We start from the raw sequence: 5813 nt of genomic DNA, 5'->3' as shown, positions 1-5813 counted from the left end.
GGCTGGCCGGGGGCTTCAGCGCGGTGGCGCTCGCGCGGCTGCTGCGCCGTGCGCCCGTCCCCGCGACGCGCGTCCTTCCCCCCGTGCTGTTGCTGCGCCCCGTGGACGCGCCCACGCCGCAGGAGCTGGAGAACCTGGCCGGCGCCATCGACTACGCGGGCCCGCTGGAGCAGGTGGTGCTGTCGCCCTACCGGCCCCGGCTTGCCCCGGGCGTCCGGTGGCTGCCGAGTGATCCACCGGCCCCCAACCGCAAGGTGGGGCACCTGCTCTATGCGCTGGACACGCTGGACACGCGCGGCCGGGTGGTGCTGGCGGTGGACGCGGACGTGGCGGTGACGGGGGCGCTGGTGGAGGGGTTGGCCGCGCCGCTGGTGGCGGGCGCCGCGCTGAGCACCGCCGCGCCCACGCCCATCGGCGCGGTGGATGCGGCGGGGCGTGCCATGGCGGGGCTCTTGCGCTACACGCACCACAGCTTCCGGGCGCTGCACGCGATGAGCGCGGGCGCGCAGGCCGTGTGTGGCAAGGCGCTCGGGTTGTCCGTGCAGGCGGTGGAGGAGCTGCGCGGGTTGTCGGACCACATCGGTGAGGACCTGGAATTGGCGAAGCGGCTGCACGCACGGGGACTGGAGGTCGCGCTGAGCGCCGCGCCCGCGTGGGTGCCCGTCGCGCCCGGGACGTCCTGGCGCGTGCCGCTGGAGCGGTTCACGCGGTGGATGCAGGTGCTCGCGAGCCACCGGCCGGCCCTGTACCCCACGGTGCCGCTGCTCTTCACGCCCACGGTGCCGCTGGTGTTGCTGGCCCTGGCGCTGGGCGAGCCCGCGGTATGGCTGGCGGTGGGCGCACTGGTCGTCGTGCGCACGCTGCTGTCGCTGCGGCTCTCCGTGCTGAGCGCGGTGCCCGGCGAGGCGCGGCGGGGCCACGCGCTGATGGACTGGCTCACGGGTGAAGGGCTGCTGCTGGCGGCCTTCGCGGCTTCGCTGACGCGGCAGGGAACGGTGACGTGGCGCGGACACACGTACGCGCTCCTTTCGGGAGGGCGCATGGTGCGGGTGGCGTCGCAGTGGAGTGGAGGGCCGGGATGACCTACGCGCGCTTCCTGGGCCTGTTCGTGGTGCTGCCCATCCTGTTCCTCCTCGTGCGCTACCGCCGCACGCTGTCGTGGCGGGGGCTGGCGCCCATGGGCGTGCTGCTCGTCGTCGTCTACGTGACGACGTCGCCGTGGGACAACCTGGCGGTGAAGTGGGGCCTGTGGGGCTTCGACCCGGAGCGCATCTGGGGCGTGAAGCTGGGCTATCTGCCCCTGGAGGAGTACCTGTTCTTCGGCCTCCAGACGCTGCTCGTCGGCCTGTGGGCCCGGGCCCGGCTGGAGCGCGTGCTGGGGAAGCAGCCGGAGGCCGCGACGCCCGCGAAGCCGCGGCCCGCCCGTACCGAGCGCGCCCTGGGCCGGCGGGAGGTGTCGCCATGATGGAGACGCGCTGGGCGTACCTCATCCACCTGCTGGCGTGGACGCTGCCTGTGATTGGAATCCAGCTGGCGCTGCTGGTGGGGCACTACAAGGAGCGCTCGGGGGCCGTCCTTCGCGCGGTGCTGCCGCCGGCGCTGGTGGTGGGCGTGTACCTGTCGGTCGCGGATCACCTGGCCATCTCCACCGGCATCTGGAACTTCGGACAGGGCCGCCACCTGGGCGTGTACGTGGGGGCGATGCCGCTGGAGGAGGTGCTCTTCTTCCTGCTGACGAGCGTGCTGGTGTCGCTGGGGCTCGCGCTGTTCACCGCGCTCCTGCGTCTCCGGGAGGCGCGGGCGTCTTGATTCGCGCGGCCAAGGGAGGCCCCTTCGGGTGGGCGGTGGACCGGTACATCGGGTGGAAGGTCCGCTCGACGTTCCGGGGCCTGTGGGTGCGCGGCGAGCTGCCCGCGGATGGCGAGGGGCGGCTCGTCTACCTGAACCACTGCAACTGGTGGGACGGCTTCGTGCTGCACCAGCTCTGCCAGGTGGCGGGCTGGGACGGCTACTGCCTGATGGACGAGGAGAACCTGCGCCGCTACCCCTTCCACACGAAGATGGGCGCGTTCAGCATCCGCAAGCAGGACGCCATGTCGTCGCTGTCCTCGCTGCGGTACGCGAAGGAGCTGCTGCGCCGTCCGAGCGCCGCGGTGTGTGTCTTTCCGGAAGGCGAGCACCGACCCTTCGGCGCCTTCCCGCTCAAGCTGGAGCGGGGCGTGGAGCTGCTGGCGAAGGCGGCGAAGGCGGAGTGCGTGCCCATCGCCATCCGCTACGCCTTCTTCGAGCACGAGCGCCCGGACGTGTTGCTGGAGGTGGGCCTGCCGCACGAGGCCGGGCCCCTGGCGCGCTTCCAGAGCGGGCTGGAGTCGGTGGTGCACAAGGTGGCGGCGGTGACGAGCCTGGAGGGCTTCACGCGCAAGGTGTCCGGAGCGCGCGGCGTGGCGGAGCGCTGGGACGCGGCGCGGGGCCTGGGCCGATGAGCCTGCGCATCCGCACCATCGCCCGGCTCACCGGCATCCGCGAGGCGACGCTGCGGGCGTGGGAGCGCCGCCATGGCTTCCCCCGGCCGGAGCGCAGCGAGAACAACTACCGCGTCTATTCGCGCGACGAAGTGGAGGCCGTGCGCCGGGTGGCGAAGCTGATGGAGGGGGGCCTGTCGGTGAGCGAGGCCATCGCCCAGGTGCGTGACGCGCCCGTGGCGCCCTTCCTGCCGGACGCGCGGCGGATGGAGCGCTTCTGGGCGGCGGTGATGGTGCTGGACGGGGACGGGGCGAACGCGGTGCTGGAGGAGGCCCGGGAGGAGATGGGCGCGCTGGCCTGCTGCGACACGTTCTTGCTTCCGCTGCTGCGGGACATGGCCTCGCGCCTGGACGTGGCGCGCGAGCACCTGGCGTCGGCGCTGGTGCGACAGCAATTGCGGCTGTTGCTCGCGGGGATGGAGAGCGCGAACGACGGGCCCCGGGGCGTGCTGGCCTGCCCGGCGGGGGACCACCACGAGGGCGGGTTGCTGGCGCTGGGCGTGCACCTGAAGGCGCGGGGCTGGCGCGTGACGCTGCTGGGCGCGGACACGCCCGCGGAGGCGCTGCATGGGGCCTGCGTGCAGGTGCGGCCGGACGTGGTGGCGTTGTCGTTCGTGCGGCGCCGGGAGCCGGCGGACTTCCTCGCGGTGTTGTCGGCGTCGCTGCAGGCGTGCGCTTCGGTGCCGATGGTGGTGGGCGGGCCGGGTGCGCGGGAGCACCTGAAGACGCTCTTCACCCTGGGGGCCCAGTACGCGGAGACCGCGGAGGAGCTCATCTCCATCTGGCAGCAGGTGAGGAGCGCGCAGAATCGCCCGTGAAACAGACCCATGGCTGAGCGCACCTATCGCATCCACGTCGCCGCGGAGCTGTCGGGAGTCCGGGTGGAGCTCATCCGGGCCTGGGAGCGCCGCTACGCGATCCTCGCGCCCGAGCGCACGCCCGCGGGCTACCGCGTCTACACCGACCGCGACGTCGCGCTGCTCAAGCGGCTGAAGGCGCTGACGGAGGAAGGGGTCTCCATCAGCGAGGCGGCGAAGCAGGTGCCGCGGTTGATGGCGGAGCTGGACGCTGTTCCGCCGCCCGTGCGGGAAACGCAGGAGCCCGCCGCCGGGACCGGGTCCCAACCGGAGGCGTGGCGTGCGGCGGTGATGGAGGCGGCCGAGGCGTATGACCAACCGCGCGTCTCCCGCGTCCTGGACCAGGTGTTGTCGTCCCTGCCGCCGCTGCGCGCGTTCGAGGACGTGCTCGTGCCGCTGCAGCGCGAGGTGGGGGAGCGCTGGCATGCGGGAGCGCTGTCGGTGGCGCAGGAGCACCTGGTGACGCAGGTGGTGCGCGAGCGGCTGGTGAGCCTGCTGCATGGGGCGCCCGATGGAGGCCGCAGGCACGCGGTGCTGGCGTGCTTCCCGGAGGAGGAGCACGAGCTGGGGCTGCTGGGAGCGGCGCTGCGGCTGAGGTACTCGGGGGTGCGGGTGACGCTGCTGGGGCAGCGCGTGCCCCCGGAAGGGCTGGGCGAGATGGTGGCCCGGGCGCGGCCGGACGTGGTGGGGCTGTCGGCGGTGACGAACCGGGGCGCCCCGGCGTTCGAGGACGTGCTCCAGCGCATCAAGGGGGCGTTGCCGAAGGGCCTGCCCCTCTGGGTGGGCGGCCCCGCGGCCCAGGCGCACCCGGACGTGTGCGAGCGCCTGGGCGTGCGGCTGTTCCAGCACGAAGGCGACTGGGCGCGGCTCGCGGGTTGATCACAGGCCGTGCGTCAGCGCTTGCGCGTTCTTCGCCAGGGATTCGATGAAGCGCGCGTAGTCCTCCTCCACCTGGTCTGAATAGGCGCAGGCGAAGTCCGCGATGGCTTCGTCGAAGTGGTCGCAGGTCCCCAGGTAGCCCGCGATGAGGGCGGCGTCCCCGGTGCGTGCGTGGGCCCGCGCGAGCGTCGCTCCGCACGCCTCCGCGTAGTCCAGGAACACGGGCGCCTCCATCTTCTCCGCGTCCAGCGAGCCCTTCATGTCGCGCAGCTGGCGCACGTAGAAGGAGCCCATGCCCTCCACCTCGGTCCACCCGAGGAAGAGGTCGGAGAAGGCCTGCATGCGCCGCTGGCCCACCACCACGCGCTCCCCGGCACTCTTGGCATCGCTGGGGCCCAGGTAGGGCTCCAGCACGGAGGCCTTTGCCTCCTTCAACTGCAACACCAGCGGGTCGTTGCCGCCGTTGCCCTCGCACAGCACGACGTAGGCCTGCAGCCCCACGCTTCCCACGCCCACGACCTTGAAGCCCCACTCCTTGCGCTGGTAGCGCAGGCACAGGTCGCGCACCGCGCCATCCAGGGACTCCAGGTAGCCCACCGTGAGCTGCTTGATGCGCCGCTCCAGCTCCTCCGACGACACGTCCATCTTCACCGCCGTGAGCGGGAAGAGCAGGGGCGGCTGGTAGGCGAGGTGCCGCTGGCCGTTGCGCTCCACGGTGAGCTTCTCCACCGCGTGCGCGCTGGTGTGGCGCTTCGCCTTCTCCACTGCCTCCGCGGCGAGCTTCGCGGTGTCCTCGGAGGCGGAGCGCTGCAGTTGCTTCGCGTCCACGTGCAGCGACCACACCTCCAGCAGGTTCTTCGTCGTCAGCTCGCGCATCATCAGGCGGTAGGACTCCACCGCCTTGCGCGCGGCCTTCCTGCCGCAGCGGCCGCCCAGGTCGTTCTGCTTCGCGGCCACGACGAAGCTCGCGGCCAGCCGCTTCACGTCCCACTCGAAGGGGCCGGGGAGCGTCTCGTCGAAGTCGTTCAGGTCGAAGATGAGGTTGCGCTCCGGCGTGCCGAACAGGCCGAAGTTGCTCAGGTGCGCGTCACCACAGATTTGACTGCGCAGCCCGCTGTGGGGCGTGTGCGCCAGGTCGCGCGCCATGGCGAACGGCGTGCCGCGGAGGAAGGCGAACGGGGACTCGGACATGCGCTCGTGCCGCACGGGCACCAGCCAGGGCAGCCGCGTGGCGTCCGACTCCTTCAGCTGCGCCAGCGGGTCGCGTCCCCGGAAGGGCTTCCACGCGGCGTGGCTGCTGCGCGGGCAGTGCTTGCGCAGCGCCCGGCCGGCGGCCATGCGTTCGTCGACGCTGCGAAAGTCCACGTCCTGCAGGCGGGAAGGCTTGAGCTTCCGGGGTGGACGCCGCACGCGCTGCTGCTGCTGGTTGGACACGAGGGGAACCTTCGCGGCTCCCAGCTCCGAAATGCCGTCCGCATCCATGGGATGTGTGACTCCTCGGCCACGAAGGTGGGGACCGGGGTGTCGAACGGGAAGCGCCCGGGCAGGGCGGGCG

7 protein-coding genes are annotated in these 5813 nt (G+C 72.4%); 6 read left to right on the top strand and 1 reads right to left on the bottom strand.

Features of this window, described 5'->3' with window-relative positions:
- The first annotated feature begins 2 nt into the window (after window positions 1-2).
- Genes D7V93_RS36360 through D7V93_RS36335 form a run of 6 tightly spaced genes read left to right on the top strand, consistent with a single transcriptional unit; the run spans window position 3 to window position 4258 of the window.
- Entirely contained in the window at window positions 3-1082 is a 1080-nt protein-coding gene (locus D7V93_RS36360) for a glycosyltransferase (RefSeq protein WP_244237719.1), read from the top strand.
- On the top strand, window positions 1079-1465 hold the full coding sequence (locus D7V93_RS36355) for a lycopene cyclase domain-containing protein (RefSeq protein WP_120647723.1): 387 nt from the start codon (window positions 1079-1081) through the stop codon (window positions 1463-1465). Before D7V93_RS36360 ends, D7V93_RS36355 begins: the two co-directional genes overlap by 4 nt.
- Window positions 1462-1809, top strand: a complete 348-nt coding sequence (locus tag D7V93_RS36350; protein WP_120647722.1) for a lycopene cyclase domain-containing protein — start codon at window positions 1462-1464, stop codon at window positions 1807-1809. Before D7V93_RS36355 ends, D7V93_RS36350 begins: the two co-directional genes overlap by 4 nt.
- Window positions 1806-2483, top strand: coding sequence for a lysophospholipid acyltransferase family protein (locus tag D7V93_RS36345; RefSeq protein ID WP_120647721.1), 678 nt, complete (start codon window positions 1806-1808; stop codon window positions 2481-2483). Before D7V93_RS36350 ends, D7V93_RS36345 begins: the two co-directional genes overlap by 4 nt.
- Window positions 2480-3340: a MerR family transcriptional regulator gene (locus D7V93_RS36340; protein WP_120647720.1), complete on the top strand. Its 861-nt coding sequence runs from the start codon at window positions 2480-2482 to the stop codon at window positions 3338-3340. The genes D7V93_RS36345 and D7V93_RS36340 overlap by 4 nt, the downstream gene beginning before the upstream one ends.
- A gap of 9 nt (window positions 3341-3349) precedes the next feature.
- Window positions 3350-4258, top strand: coding sequence for a MerR family transcriptional regulator (locus D7V93_RS36335; RefSeq protein WP_120647719.1), 909 nt, complete (start codon window positions 3350-3352; stop codon window positions 4256-4258).
- Here the strand turns inward: D7V93_RS36335 and D7V93_RS36330 are convergent, their stop codons facing one another.
- Window positions 4259-5740, bottom strand: a complete 1482-nt coding sequence (locus tag D7V93_RS36330; RefSeq protein WP_208723273.1) for a DUF2252 domain-containing protein — start codon at window positions 5738-5740, stop codon at window positions 4259-4261.
- Window positions 5741-5813: the final 73 nt, after the last annotated feature.

Source organism: Corallococcus llansteffanensis (assembly GCF_003612055.1).
Taxonomy (GTDB): Bacteria; Myxococcota; Myxococcia; order Myxococcales; family Myxococcaceae; genus Corallococcus; species Corallococcus llansteffanensis.
The sequence above is the reverse complement of the archived record's forward strand: the minus strand, read 5'-3'. Positions and strand labels throughout refer to the sequence as shown.

Coding starts and splice junctions, on each gene's coding strand:
- D7V93_RS36355 (WP_120647723.1), top strand. CDS start 1,079: ATGACCTACGCGCGCTTCCTGGGCCTGTTCGTGGTGCTGCCCATCCTG.
- D7V93_RS36340 (WP_120647720.1), top strand. CDS start 2,480: ATGAGCCTGCGCATCCGCACCATCGCCCGGCTCACCGGCATCCGCGAG.
- D7V93_RS36350 (WP_120647722.1), top strand. CDS start 1,462: ATGATGGAGACGCGCTGGGCGTACCTCATCCACCTGCTGGCGTGGACG.
- D7V93_RS36330 (WP_208723273.1), bottom strand. CDS start 5,740: ATGGATGCGGACGGCATTTCGGAGCTGGGAGCCGCGAAGGTTCCCCTC.
- D7V93_RS36335 (WP_120647719.1), top strand. CDS start 3,350: ATGGCTGAGCGCACCTATCGCATCCACGTCGCCGCGGAGCTGTCGGGA.